At 65.1% G+C, this 19,913-nt stretch carries 14 protein-coding genes; 12 read left to right on the forward strand and 2 right to left on the reverse strand.

The window, feature by feature from the left end:
- Window positions 1–84: 84 nt before the first annotated feature.
- Complete coding sequence (locus tag KA354_00365) at window positions 85–2,082, reverse strand: aldo/keto reductase (protein ID MBP7933070.1); 1,998 nt, start codon at window positions 2,080–2,082, stop codon at window positions 85–87.
- A 385-nt stretch (window positions 2,083–2,467) separates the two neighbouring features.
- On the opposite strand from KA354_00365, the gene KA354_00370 reads away from it, so the two are divergent.
- The 10 genes from KA354_00370 (at window position 2,468) to KA354_00415 (ending at window position 14,476) form a co-directional block, all read left to right on the forward strand.
- Window positions 2,468–4,711, forward strand: a complete 2,244-nt coding sequence (locus KA354_00370) for a PAS domain S-box protein (GenBank protein ID MBP7933071.1) — start codon at window positions 2,468–2,470, stop codon at window positions 4,709–4,711.
- Window positions 4,712–4,959: 248 nt separating this feature from the next.
- The gene (locus KA354_00375) at window positions 4,960–6,459 is read left to right on the forward strand and encodes a replication-associated recombination protein A (protein ID MBP7933072.1); all 1,500 of its coding nucleotides are present in this window, start codon (window positions 4,960–4,962) and stop codon (window positions 6,457–6,459) included.
- The gene (locus KA354_00380) at window positions 6,456–7,028 is read left to right on the forward strand and encodes a 5-formyltetrahydrofolate cyclo-ligase (protein MBP7933073.1); all 573 of its coding nucleotides are present in this window, start codon (window positions 6,456–6,458) and stop codon (window positions 7,026–7,028) included. The genes KA354_00375 and KA354_00380 overlap by 4 nt, the downstream gene beginning before the upstream one ends.
- Before the next feature lie 491 nt (window positions 7,029–7,519).
- Window positions 7,520–8,566 carry a L,D-transpeptidase family protein gene (locus KA354_00385; protein ID MBP7933074.1) on the forward strand — a complete coding sequence of 349 codons (1,047 nt, stop codon included), beginning with the start codon at window positions 7,520–7,522 and terminating at the stop codon, window positions 8,564–8,566.
- 105 nt (window positions 8,567–8,671) lie between these two features.
- Window positions 8,672–9,022, forward strand: a complete 351-nt coding sequence (locus KA354_00390; protein ID MBP7933075.1) for a nucleotide pyrophosphohydrolase — start codon at window positions 8,672–8,674, stop codon at window positions 9,020–9,022.
- Between the two features lie 148 nt (window positions 9,023–9,170).
- Complete coding sequence (locus KA354_00395; protein ID MBP7933076.1) at window positions 9,171–10,529, forward strand: right-handed parallel beta-helix repeat-containing protein; 1,359 nt, start codon at window positions 9,171–9,173, stop codon at window positions 10,527–10,529.
- A complete protein-coding gene (locus tag KA354_00400; protein MBP7933077.1) occupies window positions 10,510–11,184 on the forward strand; it encodes a hypothetical protein in 675 nt (224 codons plus the stop codon). Before KA354_00395 ends, KA354_00400 begins: the two co-directional genes overlap by 20 nt.
- 30 nt (window positions 11,185–11,214) lie before the next feature.
- Window positions 11,215–13,398 (forward strand): VWA domain-containing protein, encoded by a 2,184-nt coding sequence (locus KA354_00405; GenBank protein ID MBP7933078.1) that lies wholly within the window; start codon window positions 11,215–11,217, stop codon window positions 13,396–13,398.
- Between the two features lie 225 nt (window positions 13,399–13,623).
- Window positions 13,624–13,800 (forward strand): histone H1, encoded by a 177-nt coding sequence (locus KA354_00410; GenBank protein MBP7933079.1) that lies wholly within the window; start codon window positions 13,624–13,626, stop codon window positions 13,798–13,800.
- A 202-nt stretch (window positions 13,801–14,002) separates the two neighbouring features.
- Window positions 14,003–14,476 carry a beta-hydroxyacyl-ACP dehydratase gene (locus KA354_00415; GenBank protein MBP7933080.1) on the forward strand — a complete coding sequence of 158 codons (474 nt, stop codon included), beginning with the start codon at window positions 14,003–14,005 and terminating at the stop codon, window positions 14,474–14,476.
- 128 nt (window positions 14,477–14,604) lie between these two features.
- Here KA354_00415 and KA354_00420 read toward each other — a convergent pair whose 3' ends face one another.
- The gene (locus KA354_00420; GenBank protein ID MBP7933081.1) at window positions 14,605–15,312 is read right to left on the reverse strand and encodes a transposase; all 708 of its coding nucleotides are present in this window, start codon (window positions 15,310–15,312) and stop codon (window positions 14,605–14,607) included.
- Between the two features lie 236 nt (window positions 15,313–15,548).
- On the opposite strand from KA354_00420, the gene KA354_00425 reads away from it, so the two are divergent.
- Together KA354_00425 and KA354_00430 are read left to right on the forward strand one after the other, a co-directional pair.
- Entirely contained in the window at window positions 15,549–18,776 is a 3,228-nt protein-coding gene (locus KA354_00425; protein MBP7933082.1) for a hypothetical protein, read from the forward strand.
- Window positions 18,707–19,909: a hypothetical protein gene (locus KA354_00430; GenBank protein MBP7933083.1), complete on the forward strand. Its 1,203-nt coding sequence runs from the start codon at window positions 18,707–18,709 to the stop codon at window positions 19,907–19,909. Before KA354_00425 ends, KA354_00430 begins: the two co-directional genes overlap by 70 nt.
- Window positions 19,910–19,913 lie beyond the last annotated feature (4 nt).

Below are 19,913 nucleotides of genomic sequence, written 5' to 3' on the forward strand. Positions count from 1 at the left end.
CCCAACCACTCCTGCGTGAAGCCCCACCTGGAAACGACCACGCTCCAACCTCGCTGACCACGGCCGAGCCGGCCCGAAAGAGTCCTATGCCTCCAGATTGAGCCACATGAGGTCGTCCACGCTCAACTCAATGTCCAGGGCGGGCAACGATGTGCGGGTCTCGGCCAGCGTCCGCGGCCCGATCAGGGCGAACGTCGGAAACGGCTGACAGAGCACGTAGGCCAGGGCAACGTTGATCACCGGAACCTTCAGCTTCTCGGCCAGCCGCCGGGCGCGCCTCAGCCGTTCAAAGTTGTCCTCGCAATACCAGCAGCGAACCAGCTCACGGTCACTAAGGTCCTCGGGCCGGGCGCGATGGAAAAACCCTCTCGCCTGGCTCGACCAGGCCATCAGCGGCGTCTGCGTGGCCGAGTGCCAGGTCCTTGCGGCCAGATCCGAGGCCGACAGGCAACCCGGCCAGACCGGCTGCACCATGCGGGCCAGACTGAACTGGTTGCTGATCACGGAGATGCCGTCCAGGTCTCGATCGTTGGCGTAGTCGTTGGCTGCGTCGACCCGCTCAATCGACCAGTTGGACACGCCGAAGACCCGGAGGTGCCCGGCAGCCTTGTGCTCGTTCAATACCCCGATGAACTCGTCTACCCCTACATCCGCATTGTCGCGGTGGAGCATGTAGACATCGATGTAGTCCGTCTGCAGCCGCTCCAGGCTCTCGACGATCTGCCGGCCGATGTCCTTGGGCGTGCACCAGGGAGTGTGGCCACCCTTGTCCAGGATCACCACCTCCTCTCGAACGCCGCGATGACGCAGCCAGCAGCCCAGCAGGCGTTCACACATCCCGCCCCCGTAGCCGTGTGCGGTGTCGAAACTGTTGCCGCCCCGCTCGAAGAAGTCGTCAAACATGACCGCCGCATGAGGCATGGTCGTCTGGTGGTCAACCCCCATGACCAGCCGGGAGACCGGGCCGTCCACACCGGAAACGTGCCCGTACTTCATGTTGTGGACCTCGCGGCGCTTCAGCGACCGCCGATGAACCGGATGCTTGCCGGCCTCCGGCTGCTCCGACTGATAGACCAGCCCGATCGACGCCCGCCAGCGGTCCAGGGTCTTCATGTTGCCCAGCGTGTCCTCCCAGGTCATGGCCGGGCCGGGCGCCTGGCGACGACGGAGATGCTCCGCCACGGTGTCCGCCTCAATGGCATAGAGCCAGCGCGGCGTCTCAACGCGGATCTCCTGCGGGCTCGGCTCACCATCCCGGTGCAGGATTAGACGGGAGGTTCCACCCTCTAGACTGATGACCCAGGGCTGGGGCACGAGAATGTGCCCCTCCGAGCCAAAGACCCGAACAACGCTCTCCTGGTTCACCAGGATGCCCGTCGCCAGGCTGGCCAGAATGCCCCCCGGGAAGCTCAGCGACGCCAACGCCCACGCGTCCGTGCCGGTCTCACACAGATGGCCGGTGCCCTTGACCTCGACCGGCTCGGCAAAACCCTGCCCGCCGGCCACACCGGCGATCAGGCGGGCCATCGACGTGCAGTAGCAGCCCACGTCGAGAATGCCGCCGCCACCCAGCTCGTTCGCACAAATCCGGCCGGTGTCGTCGAAGTCGGCTTTGAAGCTGAAGGTGGCCTGAATCAGGCGGACCTCGCCAATCGCCTCCGAGCGGATCAGTTCGATCAGCTTGGCGGTCTGCGGATGGCAGCGGTACATGAACGCTTCCATGAGGAAAACATCGTGCTCGCGAGCCGCCTCGATGACCGCCATGGCCTCGGCATGGTTGAGGGTCAACGGCTTCTCGCAGAGAATGTGCTTGCCCGCTTCGGCGGCCTTGATCGCCCACTCGGCATGCATGGGATGAGGCGTGGCAATGTACACGGCCTGCACGTCCGGATCGGCCAGCAGGGCCTCGTAACTGCCGTGCCGATGCGGAACATGATGTTGCTCGCCGAAATGCTCGGCCGCGGATGGGGTGCGGCTGCCGACGGCGACCAAGACGCCGGTTTCCGAATGAGCCAGGGCCCTGGCAAAGATCCCCGCGATTCGACCGGTGCTGAGGATGCCCCAGGCAAGTCTGTCCGCCATGATCTCGGCTCCCAACAAAGTCGCCCCCAGACATCCTACCAGGTGGACCATCCGCTGCCAGGGGTCAACTTGGCCCGCGCCCGGCCCCGGCGGAGCGGGCCCCGCTCGGGCGCCGACCGCGCTACGCCCCAACCTCGCCGCTGACCCGCCCACTCGTGGGTCAGCCACCGCGTTGATCCGGCGGCAACCCCGCGTTACCATCAGGGAATCCGACCGCGGCGGTGGATGACTCCGTCTTCCGAGGTCGGCCGTGCCATGAAATTTCCTCGCGGACAGAAGGCTCAAGACCCAAAGTACGCGGGCGCACGGCAGGCACCGCAGTCTACCGGCCAAAACCGGAGGGGAAGCGACATCCGTGCCGCCGACTGACGACCAGGAAACCCCCGTGTCTGTGCACAAACCGCATAATCAAACCTCAACCACGTTTCGCGGTCGCAAGCCGGCTGTCGACGAGACGACGCTGGCACGGTGGCAAAGACTCGTCGAGTGGGTGGCTGACATTATCCGCATGCCTGCAGCCCTGATCACCCAGGTCAATCCGTCCCGACTGACCATCTGCGCGGCCAACCGCGGCCCGGACAGCCCCTACCAGGTTGGACAAGCCGTCGATCCCAACACCGGTCGGTACTGCCAGGCGGTCATGGCCCGACGAGCCCCGCTGTCCGTTCCCGATGCACGGAGAGATCCGGCCTGGGCATCCACTCCCGGCGCCGACCCGGGAATGGTGTGCTACCTGGGCCTGCCCCTCCAGTGGCCCGACGGCGAACTCTTCGGCACCCTCTGCGTGCTGGACAGACAAGGGCACCCCGACCTGCTCCGTAACCAGGAACTGCTGGCCCATTTCTCGACCGTCGTCGAAGCCGATCTGAAGCTCCTGCTCGTGGGCGAGCAGTATCGGGTCGCCAACCGGCGACTCAATCTGATTGCCAAGACGGCGACCGTCGTCGTCGGAGCGGCGCCACTGGCCGAGCAGGCCGAAGAACTGGCCCGGCAAGTCCGCACCGTTCTGGACGCCGATGCCTGCGTGATCCGGGTGCTCGAGAACCAGGACTTGACCCTGCTGGCCAACGTCGGCGTGCCGGTGGAGGACATCCACCCACGCATGGATCCCTCCCTCGGCATTGCGGGCGAAGTCATCGGCCACCGCCGCCAGATCTTCATCCCCGATGTGCGCGCCCACAAAGTGACCGCGCCGGTCGTGGATCAGCTTCCACACTCCTACCATTTCACGTCCTACGCCGGCGTGCCCCTGCTGGTCGGCAATCGCGCCATCGGTATTCTAGGCCTCTTCTGGAAAACGGAATGCCGCCACTTCGGGCCCGACGATCTGAACCACCTCCAGATCCTCGCCGACAACATCGCCGTTTCAATCGCCAATGCCCGCCTCCACGCACAAGTGGAACATCAGCGCGACCGGCTCGAGGCGGACATCAGCGAACGCACTCGCGTGGAGGCAGCACTCATGGCCTCCGAGGCCAAGTACCGCCGATTACACGAGAGCATGATGGATGCGTTCGTCAGTGCGCGAATCTCGGGGCGGATCCAGGAATCCAACCGGGCCTTCCGCGAGATGCTCGGATACACCGAACAGGAACTCTCTCAGCTCACCTCCGCGGATCTGACCCCCACTCGGTGGCACGCCGTCGAGGCTCGAATCGTCCGCGAACAGGTGCTGAAGCGAGGCTTCTCCGACGTCTATGAGAAGGAGTATCAAAGGAAGGACGGCACCGTCATCCCCGTCGAGCTCCGCACCTACCTGATCTCGGACGACCGGGGCCGACCCTCCGGAATGTGGGCCATCGTCCGCGACATCACCGATCGAAAACGCGCTGAAGAGGAACTCCTTCGCCACCGCGACCGCCTCGCCGAACTGGTCGAAGCCCGGACCCGGGAATTGGACCACTCGCGGGCGCAGTTGCGGCGCACCGAACGGCTCGCATCCATCGGCACCCTGGCCGCGGGAATCGCCCACGAAATCAACAACCCCCTGGGCATGATGATGCTGAGCGCCGATCTCGCCCTGGGCAAAACCGACCAGCCGGATGTCGTCTGTGAACTGCTGCATCAGCTGAAGAACAACATCACCCGCTGCTCCCAGATCGTCCGCGACGTGCTGGAATTCGCCCGCGACCGCTCCCCCCGCAAGGGCCCGGTCGATCTCAACGGGGCAGTCAACAGAGCCCTGGACTTTACCCGGGAGTACGCCAGGCAGCACGGCGTGGCCATCGACACCCGATTGGGCGAGAACATCGCCCCCCTTCTCTCACAGTCGACCGAGATAGAGCAGCTCGTGGTCAACCTGGTCCACAACGCCGTCCAGGCCTGCCGCGGCACAGGGCACGTGACCCTCGAAACCCGCGACAACGGCAACGCGGCCCACCTGACCGTCCGTGATAATGGCTGCGGCATGGGCCCGGAGGCAATCGAACACGCTTTCGACCCGTTCTTCACTACACGGCTGGGCCAAGGCGGTACCGGGCTGGGACTCAGCATCGTTCACGGAATCGTCACCAGCTACGGCGGAACCGTGAGAATCGAAAGCTCCATCGGAAAGGGAACCACGTTCTTCGTCGAACTGCCCCACCAGCTCCCCGCCGATCCCGTGAGCACCGATCCCACCCAACCTTGATCGTCCCCGCAGCCTCTACGTCAGAAGGACATCCAGATCCCCCAGGAACGACTCGAGAACCGAAAACTCAAACACGCCACAATCAGGCCGGCTCCATCGAAGTGAGTCCAGGCCTCGACGCCCCCGGGTCATCACCGCTCCCCATCTCAAACCGACCTGCCGCCCAGCCGGCCATCCCCTGTGGCCGAACAGCCTCCCATCGGGTACACTCAGCGGTTGGACCGTGGGGAATGTGACGGCACATCGATATGGACCTGTTCAGCCAACAGAGGCAGGCGGCCTTCAACCGGGTGCAACCCTTGCCTGTGCGAATGCGCCCCCGCACCCTGGACGAGTTCCTCGGCCAACAGCATTTCGTCGGCGAGGGCAAGCTCCTGCGCCGGCTCCTGACGGCCGACCGACTGTCCAGCGCGATCTTCTACGGCCCCCCGGGTACAGGCAAGACCACCCTGGCCCACATCATCGCCCACCACACCCAGGCAGCCTTTGAGGAACTGAACGCGGCCGGAGCCAGCGTCAAGGACGTCCGCGAAGTGATCGCCCAGGCCAAGAACCGCTTGGCCGTCACCAGTCAACGCACCGTCCTGTTCCTGGACGAAATCCATCGGTTCAACCGCGCTCAACAGGACGTCCTGCTCAACGACGTCGAGAATGGCCTGATCATTCTGATCGGGGCCACTACCGAAAACCCCTTCTTCAGCGTCAACTCGCCCCTGGTCTCTCGGAGCCAAATCTTCCAGTTCGAACCCCTCAGCACGGCCGACATCAAAACCGCGCTGGAACGGGCCGTGACCGACAAGCAGCGCGGTTTGGGCAACCACCCCATCCGAATCACGCCCGACGCGGTCGACCATCTGGCCGTCACCTGCGACGGCGACGCCCGGCGAGCGCTCATCGCCCTCGAGGTCGCCGCCCTGTCCCAGCTTGATGCCCAGAAGAACGCCGCCCGCAGGCAAGGCCCCCCCGCCACCCCCGTGGCCGCCCCGCCGCTCGAAGAGCCCAAACCGCCCGCGCCCGCCAGCGAGATCCTCATCGATCTGGCCGTGGCCGAAGAGTCCATCCAGCGGAAGGCCATCGTCTATGACGGGGTCGGCGACGAGCATTACGACGCCGCCAGTGCCTTGATCAAGAGCATGCGGGGCAGCGATCCGGATGCGGCGGTCTACTGGCTGGCCCGCATGCTCGAGGCTGGCGAGGATCCCCGGTTCATCGCTCGGCGGGTGGCCATCTGTGCGGCCGAGGACGTGGGCAACGCCAACCCTATGGCCTTGGTAGTTGCCAACGCCGCCGCCGAGGTTACCATGCTGGTGGGAATGCCGGAGTGCCAACTCCCATTGAGCCAGGCAGTGATCTACCTGGCCTGTTCGCCGAAATCAAACGCCTCGGCCATGGCGATCTGGAACGCGGCGAAGGATGTACGCGAGGGCCGAACGATTCCCGTCCCGCGTCACCTCCGCGACAGCCATTACCCCGGCGCCGCCCAAATGGGCCACGGCGAGGGCTACAAGTATGCCCATAGCTACGAAGGCGGATTCGTGCAGCAGGATTATCTCGGTGTCGATAAACACTACTACGTCCCGACCGATCGAGGACAGGAGGTCCGCTTGGCCGAGTACCTGAGGCAGATCCGCCAGCTCGCCGAGCAGCAGGATCAGCACGCCCCCGGGCCGCCACCAGAAACGCGTTCAAAGAATGTGCCCAGGGATCGTGCTTCGGGCACTGACAAAGGAGCGGCAAACTCGCGGTGAGCACCAAGAAGGACCTACGCCACTATCTCCGAGAAATACTCTCGACCACGAGCCCGGAGGAGTTGCGGGAACGCTCGCTGGCGGCTTGCGCTCGCCTGGCCGAGACCCGCGAATACGCCCGGGCCGAAATCATCATGGTCTTCCTGTCCCTCCCGACCGAGATCGACACCACCCCACTGGTGTTCCGAGCATGGCGAGACCGCAAACGAGTCCTCGCTCCAAAAGTGAGCTGGGAACAGCGGCGAATGCTGCCCATGGAGATTCGCTCCCTGTCCGACGATGTCCACGAGTCCACCCTCGGAATCCGCGAGCCGGTCCAGGGCATGCCCTTCCCGGTCGCCAACATCGACATGGTGATCGTCCCAGGCCTGGGCTTCGACCGGACCGGAAACCGCATCGGGCGCGGACGAGGCTTCTACGACCACTTCCTCGCCCACCGCGACTGGAAAGGCGTCGCCTGCGGATTCGCCCTCGATTCCCAACTGGTCGATCAGGTTCCGATAACCGAACACGACATGCAGGTGGACATGCTCGTCACTGATAAGGAAGTCCTCCGCTTCGGCCCATAACCAACGCCCTTCTTCGCGAAATCAGCCCATCCGCCCACCCCCCGCCGGGCGAACCGGCCGCCGAGGCAAATGCGTCAGCATCAACGCGTGACCCGGTATCGACAACCCGCGACCCTCCTTGCTCCGAATCAGACTGTTCGCCGCACGCCCTCACGCTCCCGCTCCCTTCTCCGCTGTCAATTCCTCATCCGCGCGTTCCGACTTCGTACTCCAGATTCCGAGCCGCCAACCCCGCATCCTCCACCATGCTCCTGTACCCGAGTCTCGCAGCTCCGTTGTCAACCTGGATGCCGCCCCCCGCACGCTTCGCACACGCGACTCCCGCGTTCGGTTGCATTACCCTGCCGGCGCGGTATCCTTGTACCCGCCGTCAACCCACGAGCGTAAGGAGTGTTCTGGTGTACTCGATGCGGCGCCGTCGTCGGAACATGCGAAAGGTCGTCGGAGTTCTCCTCCTCGCCGGAGCAGGAGCCGTGGCATGGAACTGGCCCATGATCCGCGAGAGCGCCCGCCAGGGGTCGCTCAGCCCGCTGGCCGGCCTCGTCGCGTCCAGCGATCCGCAACCCGCCCTGCGGAAGGTGGACACCCCCGCCAATCCCTCATCACCCCCGAGCCCGCGGCCCACCCTCGAGCCACCCAGACTGTCCATCCCCTCGACGCTTCCTGCCAAGAAGAGCCCGGACGGCTCCACGGTCAGCAACCCAAGCACCACCCTTCCGCCCTCGACCATCTTCAGGATCACCGCACCCACCAGCCAGCCCTCGAGCATCCCGCCCCCCGCGATCGATCCCGCCAAGGCCGCGGCCGATTTCCAGGCCGGGATGGAAGCCCTGAAGAGTGAACATATCCTCGAGGCCCGCGAGCGACTGAACCGGGCCCTGCACGAGGGCCTGACCCTGGCCGACGCCAAGGCTGCCCGCCAGGCCCTGACCGATCTGGCCAACAAGACCGTGCTCAGCAAGACCGTCGTCAAGGGCGATACCCTCTGCTCCTGGCACAGCGTTAAGGCCGGCGACACCCTCGGCAAACTCGCCCGGCGATGCAAGATCTCGGAACCACTGCTGGCCGATATCAACACCTTGGGCAACCGCAACCTGATCCGCGAAGGCTCCCGCATCAAGCTCATCGACGGCCCATTCCACGCGAACATCAACAAGCGCGATCATGAAATGCACGTCTACCTTCAGGGACTCTACGTGAGGACCATACCCGTCGCCCTGGGCGAAGGCGGGAGCACGCCCGCCGGAACGTGGAAGGTCGCCAACCAACTGGCCAACCCCGGCTGGACCGACCCGAGAACCGGCAAACGCTGGCACCCGGACGATCCGGCCAATCCGATCGGCGAGTACTGGATCGGCCTGCAGGGGATCGACGGCGAGGCCGCCGGTCAGCCCGGCTACGGCATCCACGGCACCATCGAACCCGATACCATCGGAAAGGACGTCTCCATGGGCTGCATTCGCCTCGGAACGGCAGACGTCGCCTGGACCTACAAGCTCCTGCTACCCAACCAGTCGATCGTCACCATCACCGAGTGACGAGGTGAGAAGTGAGAAGTGACACCGCGACAGGGAATCGCATTGCCGAAACACCCAGAATCTCCCTTCGCCCTCTCCGCTCCCCGGCTCGCCAGGAGGCGTCTCTTGCCCACTGACGCCGACACCACCGTCGCCGAGCTTCGCAGGCTGATCGCCAACTTCATCCGCGAACGCGACTGGGAGCAGTTCCATGACCCAAAGAATCTTTCAATGGCAATTGCTACCGAAGCAGCGGAGCTGATGGAGCATTTCCGCTGGGCCAGAAACGAGGCGTCGCGGGAGCAGGTCCGCGATCCCGCCCGCCTGGCACCCGTGGCCGAAGAAGTGGCCGACATCATGGCCTTCCTGCTGTCGTTCGCCAACGCCGCGGAAATCGACGTGACCACCGCCCTCCAGGCCAAAATGGCCAAGAACGCCCGCAAGTACCCGGCCGACCAGTACCAGGGACGTTACTGAGGGCAACCGACGGAAACACGGCCGCGCCCGAAGACCGCGAGCAGGCGGCATGCCTTCGGCCTCCAGAAGGCACAATGCCATGAAAAAACCACCCGCCGGCGGAAGACCACAAGCAGCCACCGCGGCAGAAACGGAACCCAGGACAACCATGGCGCGGAGATTCAATCACCATCGGGACCCCCTCCTTCTCGCCATCATCGCTGCGACCGCCGCATGCTCACCCCAGGCCCGCGCCGCGACCCTCGAAGTCGGGCCCGGCAAGGCCTTCTTCCGAATCGAGAAGGCGTGCGGGCAGGCCCGAACCGGCGATACCATTCTGGTCTACCCTCTCGCCGGCAACGCAGCCTATGAGCAAGTGGCCGTGACCGTCCGCGAGAAAGACCTCACCTTCCGCGCGGCGCCCACCGAAAAGGGCAAACACATTCGCCTCTCCGGCCTGGGATTCAACTACACCGGCGAGGGCAACACACCACGGGCCATCTTCCAGTTCTCACCCGGGGCCGACGGCAGCGTACTCGAAGGCTTTGAATTGACCGGCGCCCACAACAACAGCCACAACGGCGCGGCCGTCCGAATCCACCAGGCCAACCACGTCACCATCCGCCGTTGCTCGATCCATCATAACGACATGGGCATCATGTCCAACGGCGACGGCACGCCCGCAACCGCCGTCGACCAGCGCATCGAGTTCTGCGAAATCCACCACAACGGAGACCCCGCCGAGCCAGGCTATAACCACAACCTCTATCTCGGCGGCACCAGCGTCACCCTGAGCTACTGCCAAATCCACCACAGCCTCACCGGCCACAACATCAAAAGCCGAACTCACCACACCCGCGTTCAGTACTGCTATGTCCACCACTCTGCCAACCGCGAACTCGACCTGGTCGACTCCGTCGATACCGCCCGACCGGACAGCCACGCCGTGCTCCTCGCCAACATCATCGTCAAGGACCCCCAGTCCAAGGGCAACCGCGGCGTCATTCACTTCGGACACGACGGCGACCAGCCACGCGACGGCACCCTGTTCCTGACGTTCAACACCATCCTGACGCCGTTCATCGCCCCGATCGTGGATCTCTCCTCACCCAAGACCCGGGCAAACCTGACCGGCAACCTCATAACCGACGGCGGAGCAAGACAAAACCGCCAGGTCATGGCCGCCGCCCGCGACGGAGCCCGGCTCGGCAACGTCATCGGCACGCACAACTGGTTCAGCGGCAGCTTCTCTTGCGACGACACCGGTCTCGATGCCAAAACCAACCGGTTGAACGACACCATGGCGAACCTGTTCACCAACCCGGCGGCACACGACTTCCACCTCGCCAGATCGGCCCCCCCCAACTTCGCCTCTTCCTTCTCGATCGACCAGTTGACCCTCCCGTCCGTCCCCGGCATGCCGGACACAGATGCCCAACCCGCACTGAAATGGCAGTATCGCCACCCCGCCGATCGGGAGGTACGACCCCCCGACAAGGAACTCACCTATGGCGCCCTCGCTCGCTGACCAGGCAGTCCCCACGCCACCCAACAACGCGGCGGCTCCGCCCACGCCCCAAAACCCAGACCCTTGGCCATCCGCCTCCAACGCAGGTAACATGCCGCCCATGCCCAAGGCACTGACCCTCCCTGAAACGCTGATCGCGGGGTCGATCCTCAGTGCCGTCCTGCTGGCCTTTGCCCTCGGTGTGGCCAATGTCCGTAGCGGCTTGAAGGAACGCCAGGTCAAGGAAGTGCTCGCCTTGCTGAATCAGGCGGTGGGTGCCTACCACAAGGCGACCGGCACGTGGCCCTCCGACACCAGGCCGCCCACCCACACGCCCACATCCGATCACGACCAGGGCAGCGCCGATAGAGTGATCGCCCTCCTGGCGGGCGTGCCCCCCGCCCGTATGCAGCTCGACCGGATCCGGCCGGTCTTCCGCGTACCCCTCAAGCAGCCCCCGCTGCCCGCAACCACCGCCCCCGCCTGGGGCACAATCCAGGACGCCTGGGGCCGCCGCCTTCGCTGCTTGACCACCGCCAGCCCGGCACCCAGCGACCAGGAAGCCGTCGCCGCCAATGCCGGCCGCCCAGTCTTCGTCAGCGCTGGCCCCGACGGCGATTTCGGAACCCTCGACATCGCCGCAACCGCGGACAATATCCGCAGTGATGGACGCTGAGGCCCCCTTTTCCATTACAATGGTCAGCTGATGGTCGCCGCCCCCAATGACCCCTTCAGCTTCGCCCTGACCGCGATGATCACCGTCGCGGCTCCGACGCTCCTCTGGGGAACCCTCGCCGCCGCCGCCCCAATCATCATTCATCTGGTCCTGCGCCAGAAATCACGCCACGCGTGGTTCCCGGCCCTGCGGTTGCTGACCCCCAAGGCGGCTGCCGGCCGGCAGGCCCAACGACTCCGCTACCTGCTCCTGCTCGCCGCCCGCATCACCATCCTGCTGCTCATCGTCACCCTGCTCATGGAAATCCGCTGCCAGCCGAACCAAGTCGCCGGACTGGCCTCGCGAACAACCGGCGAACCCGTCTCCGCAGTCATCTGCGTGGACGATTCGGCCAGCATGAGCTACCGATTCCAGGGCCGTACACGCCTCGAAGCGGCCTGCAACCTGGCCCGGACAGTCATCGAAGACCGCGGTCGCTTTGGCCCGGGCTGCGAGTTCGCCATCGTGACCGGCTCGGAAGAAAACCACGACAAGGAGAACTCGATTAGACAGGTCGCGACAACAGGCCTGTGGACCACCGATCGGGGACGAGCCGCCCAGACACTCCACCACCTGTCACCCGCGTGGCATGGCCGGGGAGCAGGCACCCTCCTTCAACTCGCCTACCGGCAGCTCGCCCAAGCCCGCAACCCGCGCTGCGAGGTATACCTGGTTACCGACCTGACCGAACACGCTTGGCGCGGTGCCCTGCCAACGCCTCCCAAAGATCTGTCCGCAGTCTGCGTGCTCGACGCCGGACACCAGGAGAACCTCAACCTGACCCTCGGCTGGCCGTCAGCCGGCGAACACGTCCTCCCCGCAGAGGTGAGCAACGCGATCGTCTGCCAACTGCGAACCGCCGATACGCCCGGGGAAACGTTCCTGGAACTGACTCTGGACGGCCAGCCCCGCGGCCGACAGGCCCTCGGACTACTGGAGGCAAACAGCGAACGGGAAGTCACCCTGAGCATCCCCCCGCTGCCAAAAGGAACCCACACCATCACCATCGAGCTCAAGCCCGACGATGCCCTGCCCGCCGATAACCACCGCTTCGCCTGCGTCCTGGCAGGCGATCTGCCGCGCGTGACCGTCCTCGCCGACCGACCCGACAACGAGGTGGCGGCCATGGTCGCAGCCATGATCGCCCCCACTGCCTTGACCTCCGTAGAGAGGCGCTATGTGGTGGACGGCATCGGCCCCGAAACCCTGGAAGCCAGCCAACTCGACGGCCGGGTGGCCGTGATCCTGGCCGACGCCGCACGAACGACAACCCAGGGGTGGATCACCCTCGGCAAGTACCTCGAGACCGGAGGAACGCTCATCATCATCCCGGGACCGAGCACGACACCGTCCGCACTCGCTCCCGCCACCCGGCTCCTGCCCGCCCCCATCGAGAACATCATCTCCCGCGATCCGCCGGTCCGTGTCGCCGCCACAGAACTCAGCCACCCCTACCTCCGGCCATTCGCCGATACCGGCATCGACTCCGTCAACGACCGCCCCGTGTTCCGCCACCTGCGTCTGGGACCGCCGGTCGCCGACGCCCAGGTCCTCGCACCCTTCTCCGACGGCAGCCCCGCGATCCTCGCTCGGACAGTCGGCAAGGGCCGAGTCCTCCAGATGGCGTTCTCCCCAGCCAGGGAGTGGAGCCTCTTCGGCTCCCAGGCCGCTCCCATGATCGTCCTCCTCCAGAGCATCCTGGCCGACCTCGCCCCACGCAGCGACCACGTCGCAACCTTCGCTGCCGGCGATACCGTCCGCCGCTGGCTGGACACGGCCGCCGGTCCGCTCACCCTCATCCAACCCGGTGAAACCCAACCGCGGCCCATGCTCACTCACAGCACGCAAGTCAAACTGCCAACAGCACTTCCGGGAAACTACCGCGTGCTGTCCGGCCAGGATACCCCACACGCCCTGCTGGACTACAGCGTCAACGTGCCCGAGGCCGAATCCGACATGACCCGCACCAGCCCCACCGCCATCACCGCACGGTTTCCGCCCGGCATGGCCACCGTCACCACCGACGTCGAGATCGTGGCCGGCAACCGAACCGGACAGGCCACCGTCCGCTGGACAGTCCCCGTCGCCCTCGCCCTACTCACCCTGCTGATCGCTGAAAGTCTTTTCGCCAACAGGTTTTACGGATACCGCGAGCCGCCCCGTGCCGGGCGGTGAGAACCACCTGACATCCCACGCTCGGCCAACGCCCCAGCCCCCCGAGGACTCCGACATCGTACCGCTCCCCCCTCCAAACGCCCCGAAACCGCGTTTTCTGGCTTTGCAAGCAGGGTCGGCTCTGGTACACTCCCGGACGCGTCGGGCTTGCCAAGATTTTGGAATCTGCATGGCGCGGCAGGAGTCCTTGAGCCCGACCAACGGAATCACCGGGAGTGAACGAGTATGGAAGAGTACAAGAAGTTGAGAGAATTGGTTGAGGCTGCCGCTGACGATGTGGACAAGGCCATCGGCGGCAACAAGGCCGCCGGTACCCGCGTCCGCAAGGCGATGCAGGATATCAAGGCCGCCGCCCAAGAGGTACGCAAGAAAATCCTTGAAGCCCGTTCCGCGCCCCAGTAGCCGAAGCCCGATCCTGCCGGCGGACTGGACCGGCCTGCCTTTGTCCTGCCCCCTCGACTTGCATGGTACCGTACCCAGGAGGAGACGATCGTACATGCGCGGGCACCGGCAACCAGGATCCCGCGGTGCGGCCGGATTACCCCGCTCGGCCAGGACTTCAGCCTCCCCATAGCACCCAGACCCGATTGGAGAATCACGTTCAATGGCTGCTCCACCTTTCGTCGATCTCGCCAAATTGGATCCCACCAGACTCCAGGTCACCAGGGAGCAGATCTATCAGCACCTGCCCCAGCGTTACGAATTCATGCAGTTGGACGGTATCGTGACCATCGATCTGGAGACCAACGTCGCCGTCGGCCTCCGCCTGGTTCGCGAGGACGAGTTCTGGGTGAAAGGCCATATCCCGGGCCGGCCCCTCCTGCCCGGCGTCCTCATGCTCGAGTCCGCCGCCCAGATGGCCGCGTACATGTCCCACGTCTTCCAGCCCGACAACCGCTTCCTCGGCTTTGGCGGACTGGACAACGTCAAATTCCGCGGCACCGTCACCCCGCCCGCCACCATGTTCATCACCCTCAAGCTGGTCGAGGCTCGCAGCCGACGCACCGTCTGCGACTCCCAAGGTTGGGTCGACAACCGCCTCATCTTCGAAGGCCGATTCACCGGAATGCCCGTCTAAACCGGTCCACACAATAGACGGGAAAACGGGACAGGTCCATTTATTTCGGAACGGGAAGCGGGACACGAAAAGGGGAAAGGGGGCCTCGTCTATTTCCAAAGCTCGAAACTCGCAGGACAGGACCCCGTCTATTTCGAAAGCCTGCTCTCCGCCAAACCGTCATCCTTCTGCTTGCGCGGCCGGCCCCGAGGGCGAAGCGAGCTCTCCAGGCCCAGCTTTCGCACCGTCCTGGCCATCCAGTCCGGCGTTCCGAACGGCCGGCCACGGGCTATCGATACCCGCAGGCAATCAAGCTCCGACTGCTTCTCCGCCCGGTTCACCCGCCGGAGCCAGTCATCCGGCCGGTCCACCACCCACTCGCTCAGCAACGACCGGGCTTTCTCGTCACCACGCTCCCGCCGCCACAGGCTCGACCACTGCCAATCCTCCGCTCGCCTCGTCAGGCCCGCCCGCAACGCGTTCCGCTCGACGTACCGGCACACCTTCAGGAAATGGGGGCCATCCTGGACTGGAAACGACTTGTACCGGCCTTGATAGATGTGCCCCGTGCCCACCTCCTGCCGGTGCTCCTGCCGGCAGCGCACGTGGGTGATGGTCAACCGCTGCATGAATGCGGCCAGTTCCCCGTCCCGCCGCGGCCACAGGACCATGTGCCAGTGGTTCGGCATGACGCAGTAGGCACAAATCCGCATCGGCCGCAGTTCCAGCGTCTCGGCCAACACCCGCTCGAACGCCTCGTAGTCCCCCGGCTTGTCAAACAGCCGCATCCGTCCAACCCCGCGGTTGAGCACGTGGTAGACCATCCCGCCCGGAGCTTGTCTCGCCGTTCGTGGCATGATGGACACCATAGCCCGGTCTCATCGCTCAGTCCACAACACACCCGTGATCCGGCTCCCTCGCGTTCAGGAACCATCCCATGCCACCCCACGCCCTTGACACGCCCCATCCCAACCGCTAGAATCCCACTAAGTTAGTGTTTACTAGTTAAGCACCTCCCAGGACCGGAGAGCTTGGGGACGTGCCTTGTCAGGGTACAACGCCGGCCGAAGCCCGGCACAAAAGGCCACGAACGATGAGAATCCACTTGGGTTTGGACATCGGCGCCGTTGGCATCAAGGCGGCCATCCTGGCGGACCGCACCGCGGCAAATGACCTCCCCAGCCCCACCGGGGCGGCCCACCTGCTCCGCTCCGTTGAAGTGCCCCCAGGGCAGGATACCGCCGTCCTGGTCACCCACTACCGCCGTACCAAGGGACGCCCCTCGGAGGCGGTCCAGTCACTCCTCAAGGACATCCTCAACGACATCCCCGCCGACCAGATCGCCGGCCTCATGCTCACCGGATCCGGCAGCGACCTCGTCGCCAAGGCCGCCAGCACCCCACGCTGCAACGAGTTCCAGGCCATCGCCCGGGCCGTCGACCTGCTCCACCCCGAAGTCCGCACCGTCTTCGAGATGGGCGGCGAGACCAGCAAGTACCTGAAACTGGGACCGGACCCCGCCAGCGGCACACTCGGCATCATCGACTACAGCACCAACGGTGACTGTGCGGCCGGAACCGGAGCCTTCCTCGATCAACAGGCCAGCCGGCTCAAATTCGCCGTCGAGGACATCGGCTCCCTCGTCGCTCAGGCCCAGCGGGCCGCCCAGATCGCCGGGCGATGCAGCGTCTTCGCCAAGAGCGACATGATCCACGCCCAGCAGAAGGGCTTCGCCCCCCCCGAGGTCCTCCGCGGCCTGTGCAAGGCCGTGGCCGTCAACTACAAGGCCGCCGTCGTCAAAGGCCGTGCCCCCGAGGCACCGGTCATCCTCATCGGCGGCGTCTCCGCAAACGCGGCCGTGGTCAACGAGCTCCGCGGCGTCTTCGACCTGGACGAAAACACCCTCACCGTCCCCGAGGCGGCCGAGTCACTCGCCGCGATCGGCGCCGCCGTCATCTCCGCGGCCTCCAATCAAGCCGACACACAAGCGGTCCGCGAACAACTCGCCCGACTGACCGGCAACCATCGCGACGCCGCCTGCGACTTCGCGACCTCCCCGCCTCTGACCCTCGACCGAGTCAAGCTGCTCCGCAACCAGGTGAAACCCTACCAAATCCCGGAGAACGGCTACCTCATCGACGCCTATCTCGGCCTGGACATCGGCTCCGTCGGCACCAAGCTGGTCGTCATCGACGAGCAGGGCGACGTCGTCCATTCAATCTTCACCCGCACCGACGGACGACCTATCGAGGTCGTCACCCGCCACATGCGCGAACTCGAACAGGCCGTCGGGGCCAAGGTCCGCATCCTGGCAGTGGGCACCACCGGCAGCGGCCGCGAGCTCATCGGCGAACTCGTCGGCGCCGACGCCATCACCGACGAGATCACCTGCCACAAGACCGGGGCCACCTTCGTCGGCGATCGGCTCTTGGGCAAGCGGCCCCAGACCATCTTCGAAATCGGCGGCCAGGACAGCAAGTTCATCAGCCTCGAGTCCGAAGGCGACGGCTCCGGCGACACCATCGTCGTCGATTTCACGATGAACGAAGCATGCGCCGCGGGCACCGGCAGCTTCCTCGAAGAGCGAGCCGAAGAACTCGGCGTCTCCATCAAGAACGAATTCTCGGCCGAGGCGTTCAAGTCCAAGGCCCCCATCAAGCTCGGCGAACGCTGCACCGTCTTCATGGAACGCGACGTCAACACCTGCATGCAGCGCGGCGCCAAGCGCGAGGACGTCATCGCCGGGCTCGCTTACTCCGTGGTCTACAACTACATCAACCGCGTGGTCCGCGGCCGCCCCATAGGCGACTGCGTCTTCTTCCAGGGCGGCACCGCCTACAACGACGCCGTCGCGGCCGCTTTCAGCGCCGTCACCGGCAAGGAGATCATCGTCCCCCCCCACAACGCCGTGCTCGGAGCCATCGGGGCCGCCTTGCTCGCCCGCGAGAAAATCGCAACCACCGGCCAGACGACCCGGTTCCGCGGATACCACCTCGACGAGGTCGACTACGCCATCCGCGAATTCACCTGCAAGGGCTGCGGCAACCACTGCTCAGTCCAGGAATTCACCGTCGAGGGCGAGAAGACCTTCTGGGGCGACAAGTGCTCCGACCGGTACCGCAAGCGGGCCAAATCCGACCGCAAGCCGATCATCACCGACCTCGTCGCCCTCCGAAAGGAACTGCTCTACGCCGACGACCGGGGCGACCCAGCCGACGCGACCCTCACCGTCGGCGTGCCCCTGGCCATGTACGCCCACGACCTGCTGCCGCTGTACCGCCGGTTCTTCCGCGACTGCGGCTTCAAGTTCGTCCTGTCCGACGAAACCAACCGCCAAACGATCCGCATGGGCTACGACTGCGTCGTGGCCGAACCGTGCTTCCCGATCATCGTGGCTCACGGCCACGTCGCCGACCTGATCGAGAAGAAGGTCGATTACATCTGGCTCCCCAACATCCTCTCCGCCCAGACCAAGTTCGCAGCCCGCGAATCACATGTCTGCGCCTGGGGCCAGACGCTGCCCTTCGTCATCCGCCAGGCCCCGGCATTCAAAACCTGGCAGGGCCGCATCCTCTGCCCAACGATCCGAATGCAACACGGCCCGGCCGAGATGCGCGAACAAATGGTCGCAACCGCCGCGGCGCTGGGCGTCAAACGCCGCACCGCCGATAAGGCCTTCAGCACCGGCTGGGCCGCCCTCGAAACCTTCCGCGACAAGTACCTGGAGGCCGGCCGAGAGGCCCTCGATGTCCTCCGGGATACCGGCGAAAACGGCGTCGTCCTCGTCGGACGCCCATACAACCTCCACGACCCGGGCGTCACCCTGGCAACCGCCCGAAAGCTCCGCGAACTCTACGGCGTCAATCTCATCCCGATCGACGCACTCCCCCTGGACACCGACATCAGCGACGTGAACGCCAATATGTACTGGGAGTACGGCCGCCGCATCCTCGCGGCCGGCAAGCTGATCGCCGACTACCCCAACCTGCACATGATCTACATCACCAACTTCAAGTGCGGGCCAGATTCGTTTGTGAAAACTTTCGTGCGCCCGGCGTCGGGCAAGCCGTTCCTCTCACTCCAGTTCGACGGCCACTCCAACGACGCGGGCATGATGACACGCTGCGAGGCCTATCTCGACAGCAAGGGGATCCTGCGATGGTGGCGAACCTGCAAAACCGAAATCGCGGCCACAGCCTCGCTGGCCGACGACTCTACATCCCACAAATGGCTTACGCCGGCTGCCGACTCGTGGCCGCCTGCTTCCGATCGATCGGCATCGACGCCCAGCCGGCACCCGACTCCGACGCCGAAACCCTAGAACTCGGCGGCCTCCACGTCAGCGGCGAGGAATGCCTCCCCCATAAGGTCACCGTCGGCGATTTCATGAAGATCTGCCGCCAGCCCGACTTCGAGCCCGCCAAGACCGCCTTCATGATGCCCACCGCCCACGGCCCCTGCCGATTCGGGCAGTACGCCCCCTACCTGCGCAACATGCTCGACCAGATGGGCCTCCAGGACGTCATGGTCTTCTCCCCAACCAGCGCCGACGGCTACGACGGATTCGGCGAAAACGCCCGCGAACTGACCAAGAACCTGTGGATGGGCGTTATCGTCGGCGACCTGGCCCTCAAGTTCCTGCTCAAAACCCGCCCCTACGAAACTCAGCCCGGAACCAGCGACCAGGTCTTCCAGGAATCCGTCGCCAGCTTCGCCCAGGTCCTCTCCACCCCCGGCCTCAAGACCAAAACCCGGCTCAACGAACTGGTCAAACGCATCGGGCAAATGCGCGACCAGTTCCGCGCCGTCCCCGCCAGGTACCTCAAGGGACGCCCGCTCATCGGCCTGGTCGGCGAGATCTTCTGCCGACTCAACACCTTCAGCAACGACGACGTCGCCCGCCGAATCGAAAAATTCGGCGGCGAATGCTGGCTCTCCGACGTCGCCGAGTGGGTCTGGTACGTCAACTGGTACGTCGAGCACAAGCTGGTACGCAACCGGGGACGGCTCAACGCCACCATGCTCACCCACAAAATCAAGACCCACCTGCAGCACAAGTACGAGCAGATCCTCCTCGCCCCCGTCCTGGAGGATCTCCGCGGCTACGAAGAACCTCACGACATCCGCGATGTGCTCCGCCAGGCCGAACCCTATCTGCCCCCCACCGGCTGCATCGGCGAGATGGTCCTCAGCGTCGGCAAGTCCATATACCTCCACGAGAAGGGCGCAGATGGCATCATCGACATCAGCCCGTTCACCTGCATGAACGGCATCGTCTGCGAGGCGGTCTACCCCGCGGTCAGTAAGGCCCACGAGGACCTGCCCATCCGCATCTGCTACTTCGACGGAGTCAACACCCACATCGACCGCGACCTGGAAATCTTCCTCGACCTGGCCAGAGCCTACCAGCGCCGCAAACGCCGGCCACGGGTCTACCCGGCGTATTTCGAGTGAGCCC

This window comes from Phycisphaerae bacterium (genome assembly GCA_018003015.1).
In the GTDB taxonomy this organism is placed as follows: Bacteria; Planctomycetota; Phycisphaerae; order UBA1845; family PWPN01; genus JAGNEZ01.

Bases quoted from the DNA above. Each gene is read 5' to 3' on its own strand.
- KA354_00410 (MBP7933079.1), top strand. From the start codon at position 13,624: ATGGAAGAGTACAAGAAGTTGAGAGAATTGGTTGAGGCTGCCGCTGAC.
- KA354_00415 (MBP7933080.1), top strand. From the start codon at position 14,003: ATGGCTGCTCCACCTTTCGTCGATCTCGCCAAATTGGATCCCACCAGA.
- KA354_00375 (MBP7933072.1), top strand. From the start codon at position 4,960: ATGGACCTGTTCAGCCAACAGAGGCAGGCGGCCTTCAACCGGGTGCAA.
- KA354_00365 (MBP7933070.1), bottom strand. From the start codon at position 2,082: ATGGCGGACAGACTTGCCTGGGGCATCCTCAGCACCGGTCGAATCGCG.
- KA354_00400 (MBP7933077.1), top strand. From the start codon at position 10,510: ATGGCGCCCTCGCTCGCTGACCAGGCAGTCCCCACGCCACCCAACAAC.
- KA354_00405 (MBP7933078.1), top strand. From the start codon at position 11,215: ATGGTCGCCGCCCCCAATGACCCCTTCAGCTTCGCCCTGACCGCGATG.
- KA354_00385 (MBP7933074.1), top strand. From the start codon at position 7,520: ATGATCCGCGAGAGCGCCCGCCAGGGGTCGCTCAGCCCGCTGGCCGGC.
- KA354_00425 (MBP7933082.1), top strand. From the start codon at position 15,549: ATGAGAATCCACTTGGGTTTGGACATCGGCGCCGTTGGCATCAAGGCG.
- KA354_00420 (MBP7933081.1), bottom strand. From the start codon at position 15,312: ATGCCACGAACGGCGAGACAAGCTCCGGGCGGGATGGTCTACCACGTG.
- KA354_00395 (MBP7933076.1), top strand. From the start codon at position 9,171: ATGGCGCGGAGATTCAATCACCATCGGGACCCCCTCCTTCTCGCCATC.